The organism is Paraburkholderia sp. 40 (assembly GCF_050434105.1).
GTDB lineage: Bacteria > Pseudomonadota > Gammaproteobacteria > Burkholderiales > Burkholderiaceae > Paraburkholderia > Paraburkholderia tuberum.
Map to the genome: position 1 here is coordinate 3,727,410 of NZ_JBNPVY010000004.1, position 15,766 is coordinate 3,743,175.

Here is a 15,766-nt window from a genome sequence, read left to right on the forward strand (position 1 = left end):
TCAGTCTTCCTGGTTCATAGCGGCCCGGTTCATGGCGGCCGGCCTCATAGCGGCAACTCGGACGACGCCGGCTCGAGCGCCGCCTGCGGCAGCTTCGCGCGGCGCTCGGGCGGCAGCGCCTGCAGCGCGCGGCGCCCGCGCAGGCCGAGGAAATATTCGTGGATGAACGGATGGTCGACGCCCGCGGCCTCCTCGACCGGCGCGTTGACGAGCACTTTGCGATCGGCAAGCACGGCCACACGTGTCGACAGTGCGACCATCGTATCGAGATCGTGCGTGATCATCACGACCGTCAGACCGAGCGCGCGATGCAGCCCTGAGATCAGCTCGACGAATTCGTCGGACGCCTCCGGGTCGAGGCCGGCGGTCGGTTCGTCGAGGAACAGCAGTTCGGGTTCGAGCGCGATCGCGCGCGCGATGCCAACCCGCTTGATCATGCCGCCCGACAGCGCCGATGGCATCTTCGACGCGTGCTTGCACGGCAGCCCGACCATTTCGAGCTTCAGCATCACGATGTCGCGCAACAGGTCTTCGGGCACCTTGCCGAGCTCGCGCACCGGTTGCGCGACGTTGTCGAACACGGACAGCGACGAGAACAGCGCGCCGCGCTGGAACAGCATGCCGGAGCGGCTGCGCATCAGCAGCGCGGTGTCGGGCGAGATCGTTGCGAGGTCTTCGCCGAACAGCTTGATCGTGCCCCTCGACGGGCGCTCGAGGCCGAGAATCTGCCGCACCAGCGTGGTTTTGCCCGAGCCCGAGCCGCCGACGATCGACACGATCTCGCCGCGCCGCACGTCGAGGCTCAGATGCTGATGCACGATGTTGCGGCCGTAGCGCTTGGTGATGTCGATCACCTCGATCACCGGCTCGGCGATCGACGGTACGGGTTGGCCGCGTACGGCTTCGGTGAGTGGCGCGATCATCCTAGCCCCTCGTTTTGAAAGAGGATCGCGAACACCGCGTCCGCGAGAATCACGATGGTGATCGACGTGACCACCGAGGTCGTCGTGCCTTCGCCGAGACTCTGCGAATTGGCTTTGATACGGAAGCCGAAATGACAGCCGGCGAGCGCGATCAGCATGCCGAATACCGCGCCCTTGCCAAGCCCGATCCACAGGTTCGCGATCGGCACGACGTTCGGCAGCTGGCGCGCGAAGAAGCTCATGTCGATGCCGAGCACGAGCTTCGCGGCGAGCGCGCCGCCCGTCAACGAGACCACGTTGGTCCACATCACGAGCAGCGGCATCGCGACGGCCAGTGCGATCACGCGCGGCAGGATCAGCCGCAGGCCGTGCGGGATGCCCATTACGCGCATCGCGTCGAGCTCCTCGGTCACGCGCATCACGCCGATCTGCGCGGTGATCGCCGAGCCCGAGCGGCCCGCCACCAGAATCGCCGACAGCACCGGGCCGAGTTCGCGAATCACCGCGAGGCCGAGAATATTGACGATGAACTGGTTCGCGCCAAAGATGCGCAATTGCTGTGCCGACAGATAGCTCAACACGATGCCGATCAGGAACGCGACCAGCGCGGTGATCGGCAGCGCGCGGGCGCCGGCGTTGTAGATGTTCGCGGAGATTTCGGTCCACGGCGTGAGTTTCGGCTTGCGCACGATCGCGAGCAGATCGAGCACGAAGCGCCCGAGCATCGCGACGCCGCCCTGCATGTGCTCGACGAACGAGAAGAGCCCGAGGCCGAGACGCGTAAAGGGATCGAGGCGCGTGACCGGCTCGGCGCTCTCGCGCACCGTGTCGAGCAGCGCGATGCGCTCGAAGATGTCGCGCTGCGTGTCCGTGAGCGCGGTGCCCGGCGGCATCTTGCGGCCCCACACGCGCCACAGCGCCTGGCCGCCGACGTGGTCCATCCTGTCGACGCGCGACAGGTCCCACTCGCCGATGCCCTGCGCGCCGGTCAGCGAACGCAGCTGCGGAATCACGTGCCCGGTGTCGCGATCGCGCGCGAGCGCGAGCGCCGTCCACTGGCCCGAGAGACGGACGATCTTGCCTTGGCTGCCGGCCGCGACTTCAAGGCCGGGCGGAGTGTCGTTGTTCAAGGATCGCGTGAATCTGGTTATCGGATTAGCGGCCATTGTAACGAAGGCTCGGCCGCCGGTCCGCACTGATGCACATCGACCGGCGTCGCCGTTCACCGCTGCGCATTCGAGTCTCGGGCGGGTTCACTGTGGCTACAATATGGGACATGAATGCCTCCAAGACTCCCGCCTCCCCGTCCGCAGCGACAAGCGCGGTACCAGCCTCGTCGTCGGCTTCGACCGACTGGCGCATCGATCGCGAACGCGCAGTCAAGCTGTTCGGCGCGCATGCGCATGACTGGCCAATCGAAATCGTCGAAGAAACCGGCTCGACCAACGCCGACTTGATGACCCACGTGAAAGCCCTGCCGCGCCGCGCGAACGCGCTGCCGCGGCCGATCGTGCGCGTCGCGTATCTGCAGACCGCTGGGCGCGGCCGCCGTGGGCGGCCGTGGTACGCGGAGCCCGGCAACGCGCTGCTGTTTTCGGTCGCGTGCGTCTTGCCGCGACCGCTCGAAGGGCTCGGGGGCTTGAGTCTCGCGGTGGGCGTCGCGCTCGTCGACGGGCTGCGCTCGCTGCCGGTCGCCGGTCCCGGACAGATCGCGCTGAAGTGGCCGAACGACGTGCTGCTCGAAGGCGACAAGCTCGCCGGCATCCTGATCGAAACCGCGTGGAGCACCGACGACGCGAGCGCGGTCGTGATCGGCATCGGCACCAACGTGAAAGGCGCCGACGAACTCGCGGCGAAGGTGGGCGCGCTGAACGCCGAGGTACCGCCGCAGGCGCTCGGCACCGTGCCGACCGCATTGCAACGCGCGCTGCCGAACGCGAATCTGACCGATACGCTGGCAGCCGAATTGAACGCGCTCGAACCGATGCTGCAGCGCTTCGGCGCCGAAGGCTTCGCGCCGTTCCAGCCGCGCTGGAACGCGGTGCATGCTTACGCGGGCCGCGACGTCGTGCTGCTCGAACAAGGCCAGGAACTCGCGCGCGGCGTGGCGGCGGGCGTTGACGAGCGTGGCCAGTTGCTGCTCGATACGGCTGAGGGCCGCCAGAGCATCGCGACCGGCGACGTGTCGCTGCGCCTCGCCCACGGTGTCGCATGAGGCAGCGCGCGCCATATCTGCTGATCGACGCGGGCAATAGCCGGATCAAGTGGGCGCTGGTGCAGCCCGATGGGACGCAGTTGGCGAGCGGCGCGCTCGCGCATGACGACCTTGCCGGGCCACGCGCGCGGTCGGGTGCGCAACCCGGTTGGACTGACTGGCCGGCGCCATGCGGCGCGTGGCTCTCCAACGTCGCGGGCGCGGAGGTCGCGACGCACATCGCGGCGCTGGTCGACGCGCACTGGCCGCGACTGCCGCTCGCGACGATCCGCGCAAGTGCTCGTCGATGCGGCGTGACCAATTGCTACACGACACCGGACTCGCTCGGCAGCGACCGCTGGGCCGGCATGATCGGCGCGCACGCGACCTTTCCCGGCGAGCATCTGCTGCTCGCGACCTTCGGCACCGCGACGACGCTCGAGGCCTTGCGCGCCGATGGCGCGTTCATCGGCGGATTGATTGCGCCGGGCTGGACGCTGATGATGCGCTCGCTCGGTGAGCACACCGCGCAACTGCCGACGCTCGACACCGCGCGCGCGAGCGGTCTGCTCGACGCCGCCGATACCACCGGCGCGGGCCGTCGCGGGCCGTTCTTCGCAACGGATACGCCGCGCTCGCTGTCGGCGGGCTGCACGCTGGCGCAGGCCGGATTGATCGAGCGGATGTGGCGGGACCTGCAGGATGAGTGGCAGGTGCCGGTGCGTCTCGTGGTCAGCGGCGGCGCCGCCGACGAAGTGGCGAGCGCCCTGAAAGTGCCGCATACTCGCCACGATTCGCTGGTGCTGTCAGGGCTTGCGCTGATCGCAGCCGAGGATACCGCGCGGCAAAGCGGCTGATTGCCTGCCGTGGCTAGCGTTCGATTCGCGACCGGGTGGCGCGTGATGTAGAACGTGCGCCTGCGTTGCGCGCAATTCGCCGCCCATTTTCCGAACCCGAGTCTTTCCCGCACGCCCCAGGCTCAACTTCTTTCTGAATTGGAAACACCCACAATGCTTCGCTGGCCGATCGCCATTCTGATTGTTGTCAACGTGCTGGCTTTCGTCGCGCTGCTTGGCGCCTTCGGCCCCACACCCACCGCCAGCGGACGCGAGCCGAATCATCTGAACCGCCAGATTCATCCGGACTGGCTGAAGGTGCGGCCGGTCAGCGCCGCCGATGCGGCCGACCAGGCGGTGGTCGGCGGACCCGCGCCGCAGGCGCCGATTTCGACATCGGAGTTGCCGCAGTAGTCAGGTGAGCGACGCGGTCGGTTAGAAGTTCAGCAGTGCGCCGCGCGTTTTGCGGTAACGGGCGGCATCAACCCTGCGTCCGCACCTTCTTCAACAGCGCGGTCGTCGAGCGCTCGTGCTCGAACGCAATCGCGAGCGCCTTGCCGCCCCAACCGCGCACGAGCGCCGATTCGGGCAGCGCGTCCATGTCGTAGTCGCCGCCCTTCACGAGCACGTCCGGGCGCAGCGCGGAAATCAGCTCGACCGGCGTCTTCTCGCCGAAGCCCACCACGTAATCGACGCTTTCCAGCGCCGCTAGCAAGGCCATGCGGTCGGCCTCGTTGTTGATCGGCCGGTCGTCGCCTTTGCCAAGCATCCGCACCGACGCGTCGCTATTGACACCAACGATCAGGCACGCGCCCAACGCCTTTGCGTCGGCCAGATAAGTCACGTGACCACGATGCAGGATATCGAACACGCCGTTCGTAAACACGACGGGCGCGCGCAGCGAAGGACGAAGCTTCACCAGGGCATCGCGCGTCAGAATCTTGCGTTCAAAGATGGCGGTCATCGCACGGTCACAGAGTTGGGGAATCTGGGAGTTGGGGAGTTACGGGAACAGGAATGCCAGGTGCCGTCACGATACACGCTGGACGGTTCGAAGCAAAACGGTCCGGCAAGCTGACGCTTGCCGGACCGCCGTTTGATACGGTGCTGAAACCGCCTGAGTCGTTACGCCGGCTGCTGCTGCGCCGGGTTTTGTTCAGCGGCTTGCAGACGCGCGACCACTTCCTTGCGATAACGGTTCAGTTCCTGCGCGGTGTTGAACGTGCGTTCGAACAGCAGCGACAGGTTGTGCAGAATGCGTTCGATGACTTTCTTTTCCCAGCCGTCGTCGAAACGGATCTGCTCGTCGAGCCAGCGCTCGAGCCATTCCGGATCCGGCAGACGCGACTGGATCGTGTCGCGCGGGAACAGCGCCTGGTTCACGTGCAGGTTGGTGGGGTGCAGCGGCTTTTCGGTGCGACGCGCCGACGCCATCAGCACGCCTATCTTCGCAAACGCGGCACGCGCGATGTCGCCGGTTTGCGCCATCGCCTTCTTCATGTAGCGCAGATACGCACCGCCGTGGCGCGCTTCGTCGCGCGAGATAGTTTCGTAGATGTGCTTGATGACTGGCTCGGTATGCCATTCGGCGGCGCGGCGATACCAGTGATTCAGGCGGATTTCGCCGCAGAAGTGCAACATCAGCGTTTCGAGCGGCGGTGCGGGATCGAACTCGAAGCGCACTGCGTGCAGTTCCTCTTCGGTCGGGACCAGTTCCGGCTTGAAGCGGCGCAGGTATTCCATCAACACCAGCGAGTGCTTCTGCTCCTCGAAGAACCACACGCTCATGAATGCGGAGAAATCGCTGTCGTGATGATTGTCACGCAGAAACATTTCCGTGGCGGGCAACGCCGACCATTCGGTGATCGCGTTCATCTTGATCGTCGCGGCTTGCTCGTCGGTCAACAGCGATGCATCGAATTTGTCCCAGGGAATGTCCTTCTCCATGTCCCATCGAACGGATTCGAGCGATTTATAAAGTTCCGGATAAAGCATGGTGTTCATAGTCCCACCCCTGTTCTGCACATACTGTGTGTGTCTGTTGCTGCTACGTGTAGCCGTTTTTACCTACGACGAACGGACGTGCCGTTTATCGGCCAAGCATTCAATTTTACGCGTTAATCAGCCGCCCAGAAGCATCGGGCAGCAAAGAAGTCCGGGCTTGGTATTGCCGCCTGAAGCGTGAATCAGGCGCCGTGGCCAACCGTGGGGGAGGGATACCCTTTGCCTGAGGTCGAGCCAGTCTGGGTCGACAACCGCACCGTCCAGCCCTGCACCGGTAGCGCCGGCGGCGAATGACGCGAGGGCGGCGGGATTGGTTGTTTTCGGCGCACGCCCCAAAGCCAGATCAAGCTTACACAATGATAGCACGCGCCTCCCACCAAACCCGTGACAGAAGCGGCGCGAGCGCACTGTGGTATTGACTTCTCTCAATAAAGTCGGCGATTCGCGCGGGCGGAAACCGCCGGCGCTGGAATAGGAAAAAACGCAGCCGATCAGTCGCCTTCATCATCGGCCACTGATTCCCGGCGCGCCTTCCGGCTCACGTCGACTTTTTCGGCGTTGCCGCGCCCGTTCCGGCCGCGCGTTTGGCCGGCGGCGCGGCGCGCTTCGCCGCCGGCCGTTTGACGGCGGGCTTCGCGTTTTGCGCGGCGGCGCCCGACGCATCGGCGCCCGACGCATCCGCGGCCTTCGACGGTTCCGGCTTGCCCTGCGTGCCCCCGCCCGCCGCGGCGACCGCGACGGACGGCTGCGTCATTGCGAACTGCGCGATCTGGTTGAATTGCGATTGCAGCAGATTCCACCACGCGGACGCATCGAAGCCGGGCGCCGCGGGCGCTTCCTCTTCGTCGCTGTCGGCCTGCGTGGCGCTTTCGGGCGTGGGCTCGGCCGGCTTCGTCCAACTCCGCGCCGGGGCGGGGCTCGAGGCGGTGTTCGGCGCGTCACTCGCGGCGGCACCCGACGCAGCAGCCGCCGCCTGCGACATCGACGATTGCGCGAACGCGCCGAACGCGCGCAGCGTCGCGAGCGTCGCACGTTGCACTTCGAGCGCCTGGATCGCCGACTGCAGCATGCTCAGATTCAGCTTCAGCCATTGCTCGACCGCGCGCATGTCGGTGATGCGCTTGTCGAGCTCCTCGACGCTCGTGAGCGGCGCCATCATGTCGGACATCATCGACAGCGACGGACTCGTGCCCCCACCCGGCTGCGCGCCCGTCATGGCGGCGCCGAACGGCGACAGCCGAATCATGCTCCACATGCGATCGAGCATTTCAGCGGGCGGAAAACCGGGGAAGCCGGGAAATGGCGGCGCGGAGCCAGTGGTGTCGGTCATGGTTGTCGCCTCGGTGCTGGATGATAGGTGGAGCGCGCGATGCCGCGCGCGTCGATTCGATCATACCGTGTGGGGTATGACATCACGATCGTTGGTCGTTACGTGGACCGCCCGCGCCAAAATCGGGCGCGCGCCGCTCGCGCAACGAGCTCAGGCCCTCGCGCACGTCGGGCCCCGCGAAGCCCATGAATTCCAGCGCGAGCGACGTATCGAACGCCGGCCCCGCCGTGCGCAGCCAGTTGTTCAACGCGTACTTGGTCCAGCGGATGGCGGTTTGCGAACCGTCGGCCAGCTTGCGCGCGACTTCGAACGCCTTCGGCAGCAGATCGCTTTCGTCGACGGCCAGCGACACGAGCCCGATGCGCTCCGCCTCCTCGCCGCTCACCGGCTCGCACAGCAGCAGGTAGTACTTCGCCTTCGCCATGCCGCACAAGAGCGGCCAGACGATCGCCGCATGATCGCCCGCGGCGACGCCGAGGCGCGTGTGTCCGTCGATGATGCGGGCCGTCTTCGCCGCGATCGAGATATCGGCGAGCAGCCCCGCGACGAGCCCCGCGCCGACCGCGGGCCCGTGCATCGCCGACACGATCGGCTTGCCGCAGTTGATCACGTTGTAGACGAGATCGCGCGCTTCGCGCCACACACGCGTGCGCACCTCGAAATCGTTCGCCATGTCCTCGACGAGTTGCAGATCGCCGCCGGCCGAAAAGCCTTTGCCCTCGCCGCGAATGATCGCGACGCGCGTATCGGGATCGCGATCGATGTCGCGCCAGATTTCCGCGAGCTCGTAATGCATGCGTGCGTTCGCGGTCGCGAGGCCGCTTTTATTCGCGCCCTCGCCGCTCATCACGACTTCGAGCACGCCGTGCGGATGACGCTGCAAACGCAGCGACTGGTAGTGCGCGTAGTACGCGTCGTTCGGTTGCGATGGCTGAGGCATGGTGAGCAGTCTGGAGGAGATTCGTTCAGTCGCGCGCGGAACGCCGCGCCCCGTTCAATGCGGCTGATAAAGCCACTTGCCATTGGTGATTTCGACCATCACGCGGGCGCGCTGATCGAGCCCGAGATGATCGGCCGCGCTCATGTTGACGACGCCATTGGTGTCCGCGAGACCGCGTGTTCCTTCGAGCGCGTCGCGCAGCGCGCGGCGAAACGGCGGCGTGCCGGGCGCGCCGGCTTTCAGCGCGAGCGGAATCGCATGCTCGAGCAACGCGCCCGCGTCCGACGTGTACGAACCGAATGCCGACACGCTGCCCGCGCCGTGCCGCGCCTCGAAGCGCTCGATGTAATCGAGCGCGAGACGCCTGGCCGGATGATCGGCCGGCAATTGCGTGGCGACCAACACCGGGCTCGCGGGCAGGAAGGTGCCGTCGCAATCGGCGCCGCACACGCGCAGGAAGTCGTTATTGCCGACGCCGTGGTTGTGATAGATGACGCCCTTGTAGCCGCGCTCGCGCAGCGTTTTCGGCGGCAGCGCGGCAGGCGTGCCGGCCGCGCCGACCACTACCGCGTCCGGGTGGGTCGCGAGAATCTTCAGCACCTGGCCGGTCACGCTCGGATCGGTGCGATTGAAACGCTCGCTCGCGACCACGTCGATGTGATGCAGCTGCGCGAACTTCGCGACCTCGGCGTAGAACGTCTCGCCGAGCGCGTCGGCCTGGCCGATGAACGCGATCGTCTTCACACCGTGTCCGCTCGCATGCTCGGCGATCGCCGAGGCCATCATCGCGTCGGTCTGCGGCGTCTTGAAGACCCAGCGACGTTTCGCGTCGACCGGTTCGATGATTTTCGCGGACGACGCGAGCGAGATCATCGGCGTTTCGCCATCGGCGACCACGTCGATCATCGCGAGCGAATTCGGCGTGATCGACGAGCCGATGATCGCGTCGACGTGATTCTCGCTGATGAGCTTCCTGGTGTCCTGCACGGCGTGGGTCGTGTCCGATGCATCGTCGAGCACGATGTACTCGACGTTCTGCCCGCCGATCCGTTTGGGTAGCAGCGCGACCGTGTCGCGCGCGGGAATGCCGAGCGACGCGGCCGGCCCGGTCAGCGACAGCACGAGACCGATCTTCACCTGCGCGAACGATGTCAGCGGCAACGCGCAGGCAAGCGCGGCCCACAGCGTCGCGGCGCGCCGCGCGAAGCGCCGACCACGTTGAGGCAAGCCACGCGCGCTCGTGCGCGCTTCAACGGGCGACGCGCAAGCGCGCCGACGTTCAGCTGCGGAGAAGTCCAATCGCGGCATGCTGTCTCCTCACGTCGGGGTTTTCGTTGTGATGTTTGCCGCAGTGTAGCCGCGCGCGCAAGTGGCGGCATCGGGCGAAACCCTTTCGCGCGTGCCGCCCGCGTCACAGCATTGCCGCGTGAGCGCCGCGCTTCATTCGAGCGGCGCGATGCTCTGCTCGATCGCACCGAAAATCGACTTGCCCGCATCGTCGAACATTTCGATCTTCACGGTGTCGCCGTATTTCATGAACTCCGTTTGCGGCGCGCCGTGCTCGATCGTTTCGAGGCAGCGCTTCTCGGCGATACAGCAGTAGCCGCGTTTCGCGTCCTTGTTCGACACCGTGCCCGAACCGACGATGGCACCAGCACGCAGATTGCGCGTTTTCGCGGCATGCGCGATCAACTGACCGAAGTGAAACACCATATCGGTGCCTGCGTCGGGCTGGCCGACCTTCCTGCCGTTCCAGTGGACGATCATCGGCCGATGCACGCGGCCTTCGCGCCAGTGTTCGCCGAGCTCGTCGGGCGTCACGGCGACCGGCGCGAATGAGGTGGCCGGCTTGCTCTGGAAAAAGCCGAAGCCCTTCGCGAGTTCGGCGGGGATCAGGTTGCGTAGCGACACGTCGTTGACGAGCATGACCAGCCGCACGCCGCGCAGGGCCTGCTCGGGCGTCGCGCCCATCCGCACATCGCCGGTGACGACCGCGACTTCGGCCTCGAAGTCGATGCCGTACTCTTCCGATGCGCACGCCACGTCGTCGCGCGGGCCGATGAAGTCGTCGCTACCGCCCTGGTACATCAGCGGGTCGGTCCAGAATTCGGGCGGCATTTCCGCGCCGCGCGCACGCCGCACGAGCTCGACGTGGTTCACGTACGACGAGCCGTCGGCCCACTGGAACGCGCGCGGCAGCGGCGCCATGCACTCTTTGGCGTCGAATGAAAAGCTGTTGCGCGCACGGCCCTGGTTCAGCGCATCGTAAAGGTCGTGCAGTTGCGGCGCGTAGAAGGCCCAGTCGTCGAGCACGCGCTGCAGCGTGGGCGCGATCGCGTCGGCGATGGCCGCCGTGTGCAGGTCGCGGGACACGACGATCAGTTGACCGTCGCGCGTGCCGTCCTTAAGCGAGGCAAGTTTCATAGAGCTGTGAACCGTGTATTAGTGACGATGGAAGGAATGTATTCTACGATGGTGAATCGGCGCGGCCCAATATCTGCGTGTTCGTCGTCGTGTCACCGTAGCCGTCTCCATTACGATCACCGAACGCGCTGCCCGCGCCTTTTGCACATGTCCGCCAACGCCCGCTCCGGCACGATCCGCACCCGCACCGACCCCGCGTCCGCCGACGATCTGCTCGATCCCGCCCATGCAACCGACGCAACCGGCGCCGATGACGAACCCGGCGAACCCGGCGAAGAAAAACTGCGCTCGGGCATCCAGTCGATCGAGGTCGGTTTCAGGCTGCTCGACGTGCTGACCCACGAGCCGCGCGCGATGATGCTGCGCGATCTCGCGCAGCGCGCGGGCATGAGTCCGGCGAAGGCGCATCGCTATCTGGTCAGTTTTCTGCGTCTCGGCGTGGTCGCGCAGGACCCGCTGTCGGGCCGCTACGAACTCGGCGGCTTCGCTTTGCAGCTGGGGCTCGCGCGGCTTGCTCGCGTCGACGGTGTGAAGCTCGCGCGCATCGCGCTCGCCGAACTGCGCGACCGGCTCGACCTGACCGTCGGCATCGCGGTGTGGGGCAATCAGGGACCCACGATGGTGCACTGGATGGAGTCGAGCTATCCGGCCAAGGCGTCGCTGAAGCTCGGCGACGTGATGCCCTTGCTCAGTTCGGCGACCGGTCTGCTGTTCGCCGCCTACCTGCCGTCCGGCAAGACCGCCGCGATGCTCGAGCGCGAGCTGGCCGACTCGCGGCGCTCGTCGTATAGCGGCGCGCCACGCACCCGCGAAGAGGTCGACAAGGTGCTCGCCGAGGTGCGCGAGCACGAGGCTGCGCGCGTCGAAGGCATGCTGCTGCCGACGATCCACGCGTTTTCGTTGCCGGTGTTCGATTCGACTGGCGAACTCGCGCTCGGTCTGGTCGCGCTCGGCCATGAAGGCGCGTTCGATATCCGCTGGGGCGGCGAGATCGATACCGCGCTGCGCGAATGCGCGCGCAAGCTGTCGTACGAACTCGGCTATAGCGCGACGCCGCGTGGCGACAACGGTTGATACGCACCGATCCTTTCACGCTCTCACCGATTCAAGCGCCGATGGATTTTGCTTCCGCCAACCGCCGTCATGATCGCCTGCCCGCTTTTGGTAGCGGGCCGGGACGCGGCGCGCGCGCGTGGCGCTGGATCGCCGTCCTCGCGGCCGTCGCGGTTGTGCACTGGATCGCGGCGCAATGGTTCGAGCGCAATCGCGTGGATCTGAATCCGGTGAATCACGAGCATGTGCCGGTGCAGGTCGTGCTGCTGACGCCCGAAAGGGTCGAGCGTCAACCCGCGCCACAGCCCGCCATGCCGGCACCGCATCCGCCCGCGCCAGCACGCAAGCCCGCGGCGAGGCCGCCGCGCGAGCAGCATGTGATGACCGCGTTGCAACCGGCCAAACCGAACGAGCCCGCAGCCACGCCGGCATCGGAGGTGGCGGCTAGCGCGCCACCCGCCACCGCGAACGCAAATCCATCGGCCCATGCGAATGCCAGTGGCGCCGTCGCGAGCGCCCCTGCCGCGGCCAGCGCGCCGCAAGCGTCGCAGGGCGTGAAGTTTTCGGTACCGCCGTCGGCCGAACTCGACTACGACACGTTCTACAACGGCGTGCGCAACGCGCCCGGCACGATCCATTGGGCGAGCGACGGGCAGGGCTACGAAATGGTCGTATCAGTGCCGCTGCCGTTCGTCGGTCCATTCGTGTTTTCGAGCCACGGCGGCATCGATGCCTTTGGCCTCGCGCCGGCGCAGTACAGCGAAAAGCGTGGCCGTCGCGCCGAAGACATCGCGATCTTCAATCGCAACGACAAGAAGGTTGGCTTTACGCGCACGCCCGCCTCGTTGCCGTTGCCCGACGGCGCGCAGGATCGCTTCAGTGTCGTGATGCAGCTCGCGAGCCTCGTGCGCGGCGATCCTGACGCCTATAAGCCTGGCGTGACGCGACAGTTTTTCGTCGTCGATACCGATAGCGGGGAGAATTGGCCGATCGAGACGATCGGTGACGAAACGATCCGCGCCGCCCAAGGCTACCTGGAGACGCGTCACTTCAAACGTCTGCCGCGGCACGATGGCGACCAGCGCCGCGTCGATGTGTGGCTCGCCCCGTCCCTTGGCTGGCTGCCGGCGCGCATCCTGCAGACGGAGCCGAACGGTACCCAGTTCGAACTGGTGTGGCGCGGCAAGCTCAATGTCGATGGCACGTCGCCGGATGACCGCGGCAATGGTGGCGCGCCGGCCACGCCTGCTGCACCCGCAGCCCCCGCTGCCACGGGCCCTGCAACGCCGGCGCCAGCTCCGGCCGACGCATCGGCAGTAACACCCGAGGCCGCCCCAGCTGCACCGGTCGATTCGACCGCTCCGACCATCATCAAACCGTGACACTTTTCGTGACACAGTGTCACGAGCAGATTTGCTCGAGATCGGCGAAACTTCCTTTGCAACGCTGACTCGCACGTCAATGGAGCCCCGTTCGTGCGAACGAGGCGACCCACCGCGCTTTTTCACTGCGTTTCCTTCAAAGGAGTCCGCATGCAAGTGAACATCAACGGTATCGACACACGCTACGTGCTGAGCAACGAAGGCGGCGGCCCGTGGCTCACGTTCATCCATCAGTTGGGCGGCGATCTTTCCATCTGGGATCAGATGGCAGGCTATTTCCGCGACGATTACACGGTGCTGCGCTACGACGTGCGCGGCCACGGCCACAGCGCGGTTGCGCGCGAGCCGTTCGCCATGCGCGATCTGGCCGACGATCTCGCCAAACTGCTCGATGCCCTCGGCGCGCGGACGACGCACCTGGTCGGCCTGTCGCTCGGCGGCATGATTGCGCAGCAGTTCGCGCTCGACCATCCATCGCGCATCGACACGCTGACGATTGCCGACAGCACCGGCGGCACTCCGCCCGAGAACCGTGAGTTGTGGAATCAGCGTGCCCACACCGCGCGCAGCGACGGCATGGAGGCGCTGTTACCGTCGACGATCGCACGTTGGCTCACGCCCGACTTTCAGGCCGGCCATCCCGAAGCGGTCGAGCCGATCCGTGAGACATTTGCGCGCACCTCGCCGGAAGGTTTTGCGATGGCCTGCGAGGCACTGCGCGATTTCGACCTTCGCGGCCAGCACGGCGCAATCCGCTCACCGACGCTGACGGTGGCCGGACGTCACGACACTGGCACGCCCCCTGCTGCTACGCAGGCAATAGCGGAGGCGATCGAGGGCGCCCGCTTCGAGTTGCTGGACGCCGCGCATCTCGCGCCAATCGAGCAATCACACCGTTTTGCCGCCTTGCTTGAATCGTTTCTGGAGCGGCGAGTCTAACCGTCAGGTCCGGAGTTTTTACTTGCGTCGTCCGGACCCACCCCTTGAATTCCATCCCACATGCTCCACCTACGGTGCAGAAAAGGGCAGGAGCCCAACGGAAATAAGGAGTGTCGCCATGCAAATGATCTATAACAGCCCTAACTACTGTGTCGTCGAGTTTCCTCCGCAGGAAGGTCTGCTTGCCATGAAGTCGGGCGGCTACGAGATTGTCGACAAGAACATGCAGCGCGAAATCTACATCGATGGGGCAATGGCGGCGCGTTTTCGCGAGCATGTGCAAAAGCTGATCGAAGGCGAGCCGACGCTCGACGAGGTTGATGAATTCCTCGGTCAATTCGACAGTCTGATGCATCAACCGGTGGTCCTGCATTGACCGGAGGTGTTCAGCTGGCGCTCTGGCGACATCGATCGACCGCACCGCGCGGCTTTGGCGGCGGGTTCCATCAAGCGGTCGGCGGCAGCGAAACGGCCCGGCAGGCTTTGGCTTGCCGGGCCGTTTTTTATTGCGTCGTTGGTTAGCGCGTTTCTGAATTCCCGGCGCGGCGCGTTCGTATCGGTCGATTTTGCCGGCCGCGCCTCGCACTCTCCTCCGCGCCGGGCGCATCCGCCCGGCAGCGGCTACAATGACAGGCTTTCCGCCAACGCCGGCGCAAGCCCTCGTCCGCCATGACCCAGCCTGCTCAATCCATCACGCCAGTCCGTTCGGAGCCCGCCTACACCCGCGGCGCAGCGCTGCCCGCGCTGCTGAACTCGCGCATCCTGATTCTGGACGGCGCGATGGGCACGATGATCCAGCGCTACAAGCTCGACGAAGCCGGCTATCGCGGCGAGCGCTTCAAGGACTACGCGCGCGACATCAAGGGCAACAACGAACTGCTGTCGATCACCCAGCCGCAGATCATTGCCGAGATTCACGAGCAGTATCTCGCGGCGGGCGCGGACATCATCGAGACCAACACGTTCGGCGCAACCACGGTCGCACAGGCCGACTACGGCATGGAATCGCTCGCCGTCGAGATGAACATCGAATCGGCGAAGCTCGCGCGCGCCGCGTGCGACAAATACGCAACGCCGGACAAGCCGCGCTTCGTCGCTGGCGCGATCGGCCCGACGCCGAAAACCGCCAGCATTTCGCCGGACGTCAACGATCCGGGCGCGCGCAACGTGACCTTCGACGAACTGCGCGCCGCGTACTACGAGCAGGCGAAAGCGCTGCTCGACGGCGGCGCGGACCTGTTCCTCGTCGAAACGATCTTCGACACGCTGAATGCGAAGGCCGCACTGTTCGCGCTCGACGAGCTGTTCGAAAACACCGGCGAGCGTCTGCCGATCATGATCTCGGGCACCGTCACCGATGCGTCGGGCCGCATTCTGTCGGGCCAGACCGTCGAGGCCTTCTGGAACTCGCTGCGTCACGCGAGGCCGCTCACGTTCGGCCTGAACTGCGCGCTCGGCGCGGCGCTGATGCGTCCTTACATCGCCGAGCTCGCGAAGCTGTGCGACACCTACGTGTCGTGCTATCCGAACGCCGGCCTGCCGAACCCGATGAGCGACACCGGCTTCGACGAATTACCCGCGGATACCTCTGGCCTGCTGAAGGAATTCGCCGAAGCGGGGCTCGTGAACATCGCGGGCGGCTGCTGCGGCACGACGCCCGAGCACATCGCGGCGATCGCGAAGGCGCTCGCCGAGCTGAAGCCGCGCAAGTGGCCGAGCCAGTATCGCGACGCGGCCTGAG

The 15,766-nt window shown here is 65.9% G+C and carries 16 protein-coding genes; 8 read left to right on the forward strand and 8 right to left on the reverse strand.

Translation table 11 applies throughout. From position 1 onward, the window contains the following. Positions 1-44: 44 nt before the first annotated feature. Together OKW28_RS39260 and OKW28_RS39265 are read right to left on the reverse strand one after the other, a co-directional pair. Positions 45-923, reverse strand: a complete 879-nt coding sequence (locus OKW28_RS39260; RefSeq protein WP_018419267.1) for an ABC transporter ATP-binding protein — start codon at positions 921-923, stop codon at positions 45-47. Further along, positions 920-2,053, reverse strand: a complete 1,134-nt coding sequence (locus OKW28_RS39265; RefSeq protein WP_429453401.1) for an MlaE family ABC transporter permease — start codon at positions 2,051-2,053, stop codon at positions 920-922. The genes OKW28_RS39260 and OKW28_RS39265 overlap by 4 nt, the downstream gene beginning before the upstream one ends. A 146-nt stretch (positions 2,054-2,199) precedes the next feature. On the opposite strand from OKW28_RS39265, the gene OKW28_RS39270 reads away from it, so the two are divergent. The 3 genes from OKW28_RS39270 (at position 2,200) to OKW28_RS39280 (ending at position 4,367) form a co-directional block, all read left to right on the forward strand. Beyond that, positions 2,200-3,138 (forward strand): biotin--[acetyl-CoA-carboxylase] ligase, encoded by a 939-nt coding sequence (locus OKW28_RS39270; RefSeq protein WP_429453403.1) that lies wholly within the window; start codon positions 2,200-2,202, stop codon positions 3,136-3,138. Next, complete coding sequence (locus OKW28_RS39275) at positions 3,135-3,974, forward strand: type III pantothenate kinase (RefSeq protein ID WP_429453405.1); 840 nt, start codon at positions 3,135-3,137, stop codon at positions 3,972-3,974. The genes OKW28_RS39270 and OKW28_RS39275 overlap by 4 nt, the downstream gene beginning before the upstream one ends. Positions 3,975-4,127: 153 nt before the next feature. Further along, positions 4,128-4,367, forward strand: coding sequence for a hypothetical protein (locus OKW28_RS39280; RefSeq protein WP_090802818.1), 240 nt, complete (start codon positions 4,128-4,130; stop codon positions 4,365-4,367). A 67-nt stretch (positions 4,368-4,434) separates the two neighbouring features. Here OKW28_RS39280 and rfaE2 read toward each other — a convergent pair whose 3' ends face one another. The 6 genes from rfaE2 to OKW28_RS39310 all read right to left on the reverse strand — a co-directional run bounded on the left by rfaE2 (position 4,435) and on the right by OKW28_RS39310 (position 10,651). Then, positions 4,435-4,917, reverse strand: coding sequence for a D-glycero-beta-D-manno-heptose 1-phosphate adenylyltransferase (gene rfaE2, locus OKW28_RS39285; RefSeq protein ID WP_429453407.1), 483 nt, complete (start codon positions 4,915-4,917; stop codon positions 4,435-4,437). Between the two features lie 161 nt (positions 4,918-5,078). Next, positions 5,079-5,957 (reverse strand): ferritin-like domain-containing protein, encoded by an 879-nt coding sequence (locus tag OKW28_RS39290; RefSeq protein WP_184026492.1) that lies wholly within the window; start codon positions 5,955-5,957, stop codon positions 5,079-5,081. 538 nt (positions 5,958-6,495) lie between these two features. After that, the gene (locus tag OKW28_RS39295; protein ID WP_429453410.1) at positions 6,496-7,287 is read right to left on the reverse strand and encodes a PhaM family polyhydroxyalkanoate granule multifunctional regulatory protein; all 792 of its coding nucleotides are present in this window, start codon (positions 7,285-7,287) and stop codon (positions 6,496-6,498) included. Between the two features lie 82 nt (positions 7,288-7,369). Continuing rightward, complete coding sequence (locus tag OKW28_RS39300) at positions 7,370-8,227, reverse strand: enoyl-CoA hydratase/isomerase family protein (protein WP_090802811.1); 858 nt, start codon at positions 8,225-8,227, stop codon at positions 7,370-7,372. Between the two features lie 54 nt (positions 8,228-8,281). Further along, the gene (locus OKW28_RS39305) at positions 8,282-9,535 is read right to left on the reverse strand and encodes an ABC transporter substrate-binding protein (RefSeq protein WP_429453411.1); all 1,254 of its coding nucleotides are present in this window, start codon (positions 9,533-9,535) and stop codon (positions 8,282-8,284) included. Between the two features lie 132 nt (positions 9,536-9,667). Further along, positions 9,668-10,651: a fumarylacetoacetate hydrolase family protein gene (locus OKW28_RS39310; RefSeq protein ID WP_429453413.1), complete on the reverse strand. Its 984-nt coding sequence runs from the start codon at positions 10,649-10,651 to the stop codon at positions 9,668-9,670. Positions 10,652-10,798: 147 nt separating this feature from the next. Here OKW28_RS39310 and OKW28_RS39315 point away from each other — a divergent pair, with 147 nt between their 5' ends. From OKW28_RS39315 to OKW28_RS39335, 5 genes are all read left to right on the forward strand, one after another. Further along, positions 10,799-11,725: an IclR family transcriptional regulator gene (locus OKW28_RS39315; protein ID WP_429453415.1), complete on the forward strand. Its 927-nt coding sequence runs from the start codon at positions 10,799-10,801 to the stop codon at positions 11,723-11,725. Between the two features lie 41 nt (positions 11,726-11,766). Next, entirely contained in the window at positions 11,767-13,086 is a 1,320-nt protein-coding gene (locus OKW28_RS39320) for a DUF3108 domain-containing protein (protein ID WP_429453417.1), read from the forward strand. Positions 13,087-13,236: 150 nt separating this feature from the next. Next, positions 13,237-14,025 (forward strand): alpha/beta fold hydrolase, encoded by a 789-nt coding sequence (locus tag OKW28_RS39325; protein WP_184026471.1) that lies wholly within the window; start codon positions 13,237-13,239, stop codon positions 14,023-14,025. 118 nt (positions 14,026-14,143) lie between these two features. Beyond that, complete coding sequence (locus tag OKW28_RS39330; RefSeq protein WP_062125693.1) at positions 14,144-14,401, forward strand: BTH_I0359 family protein; 258 nt, start codon at positions 14,144-14,146, stop codon at positions 14,399-14,401. 293 nt (positions 14,402-14,694) lie between these two features. Next, a complete protein-coding gene (locus OKW28_RS39335; protein WP_429453419.1) occupies positions 14,695-15,765 on the forward strand; it encodes a homocysteine S-methyltransferase family protein in 1,071 nt (356 codons plus the stop codon). The last annotated feature ends 1 nt before the right edge of the window (position 15,766 follow it).

Bases quoted from the DNA above. Each gene is read 5' to 3' on its own strand.
- OKW28_RS39315 (WP_429453415.1), top strand. From the start codon at position 10,799: ATGTCCGCCAACGCCCGCTCCGGCACGATCCGCACCCGCACCGACCCC.
- OKW28_RS39305 (WP_429453411.1), bottom strand. From the start codon at position 9,535: ATGCCGCGATTGGACTTCTCCGCAGCTGAACGTCGGCGCGCTTGCGCG.
- OKW28_RS39325 (WP_184026471.1), top strand. From the start codon at position 13,237: ATGCAAGTGAACATCAACGGTATCGACACACGCTACGTGCTGAGCAAC.
- OKW28_RS39330 (WP_062125693.1), top strand. From the start codon at position 14,144: ATGCAAATGATCTATAACAGCCCTAACTACTGTGTCGTCGAGTTTCCT.
- OKW28_RS39275 (WP_429453405.1), top strand. From the start codon at position 3,135: ATGAGGCAGCGCGCGCCATATCTGCTGATCGACGCGGGCAATAGCCGG.
- OKW28_RS39300 (WP_090802811.1), bottom strand. From the start codon at position 8,227: ATGCCTCAGCCATCGCAACCGAACGACGCGTACTACGCGCACTACCAG.
- OKW28_RS39295 (WP_429453410.1), bottom strand. From the start codon at position 7,287: ATGACCGACACCACTGGCTCCGCGCCGCCATTTCCCGGCTTCCCCGGT.
- OKW28_RS39270 (WP_429453403.1), top strand. From the start codon at position 2,200: ATGAATGCCTCCAAGACTCCCGCCTCCCCGTCCGCAGCGACAAGCGCG.
- OKW28_RS39310 (WP_429453413.1), bottom strand. From the start codon at position 10,651: ATGAAACTTGCCTCGCTTAAGGACGGCACGCGCGACGGTCAACTGATC.
- OKW28_RS39320 (WP_429453417.1), top strand. From the start codon at position 11,767: ATGGATTTTGCTTCCGCCAACCGCCGTCATGATCGCCTGCCCGCTTTT.
- OKW28_RS39335 (WP_429453419.1), top strand. From the start codon at position 14,695: ATGACCCAGCCTGCTCAATCCATCACGCCAGTCCGTTCGGAGCCCGCC.
- OKW28_RS39280 (WP_090802818.1), top strand. From the start codon at position 4,128: ATGCTTCGCTGGCCGATCGCCATTCTGATTGTTGTCAACGTGCTGGCT.
- rfaE2 (WP_429453407.1), bottom strand. From the start codon at position 4,917: ATGACCGCCATCTTTGAACGCAAGATTCTGACGCGCGATGCCCTGGTG.
- OKW28_RS39260 (WP_018419267.1), bottom strand. From the start codon at position 923: ATGATCGCGCCACTCACCGAAGCCGTACGCGGCCAACCCGTACCGTCG.
- OKW28_RS39290 (WP_184026492.1), bottom strand. From the start codon at position 5,957: ATGAACACCATGCTTTATCCGGAACTTTATAAATCGCTCGAATCCGTT.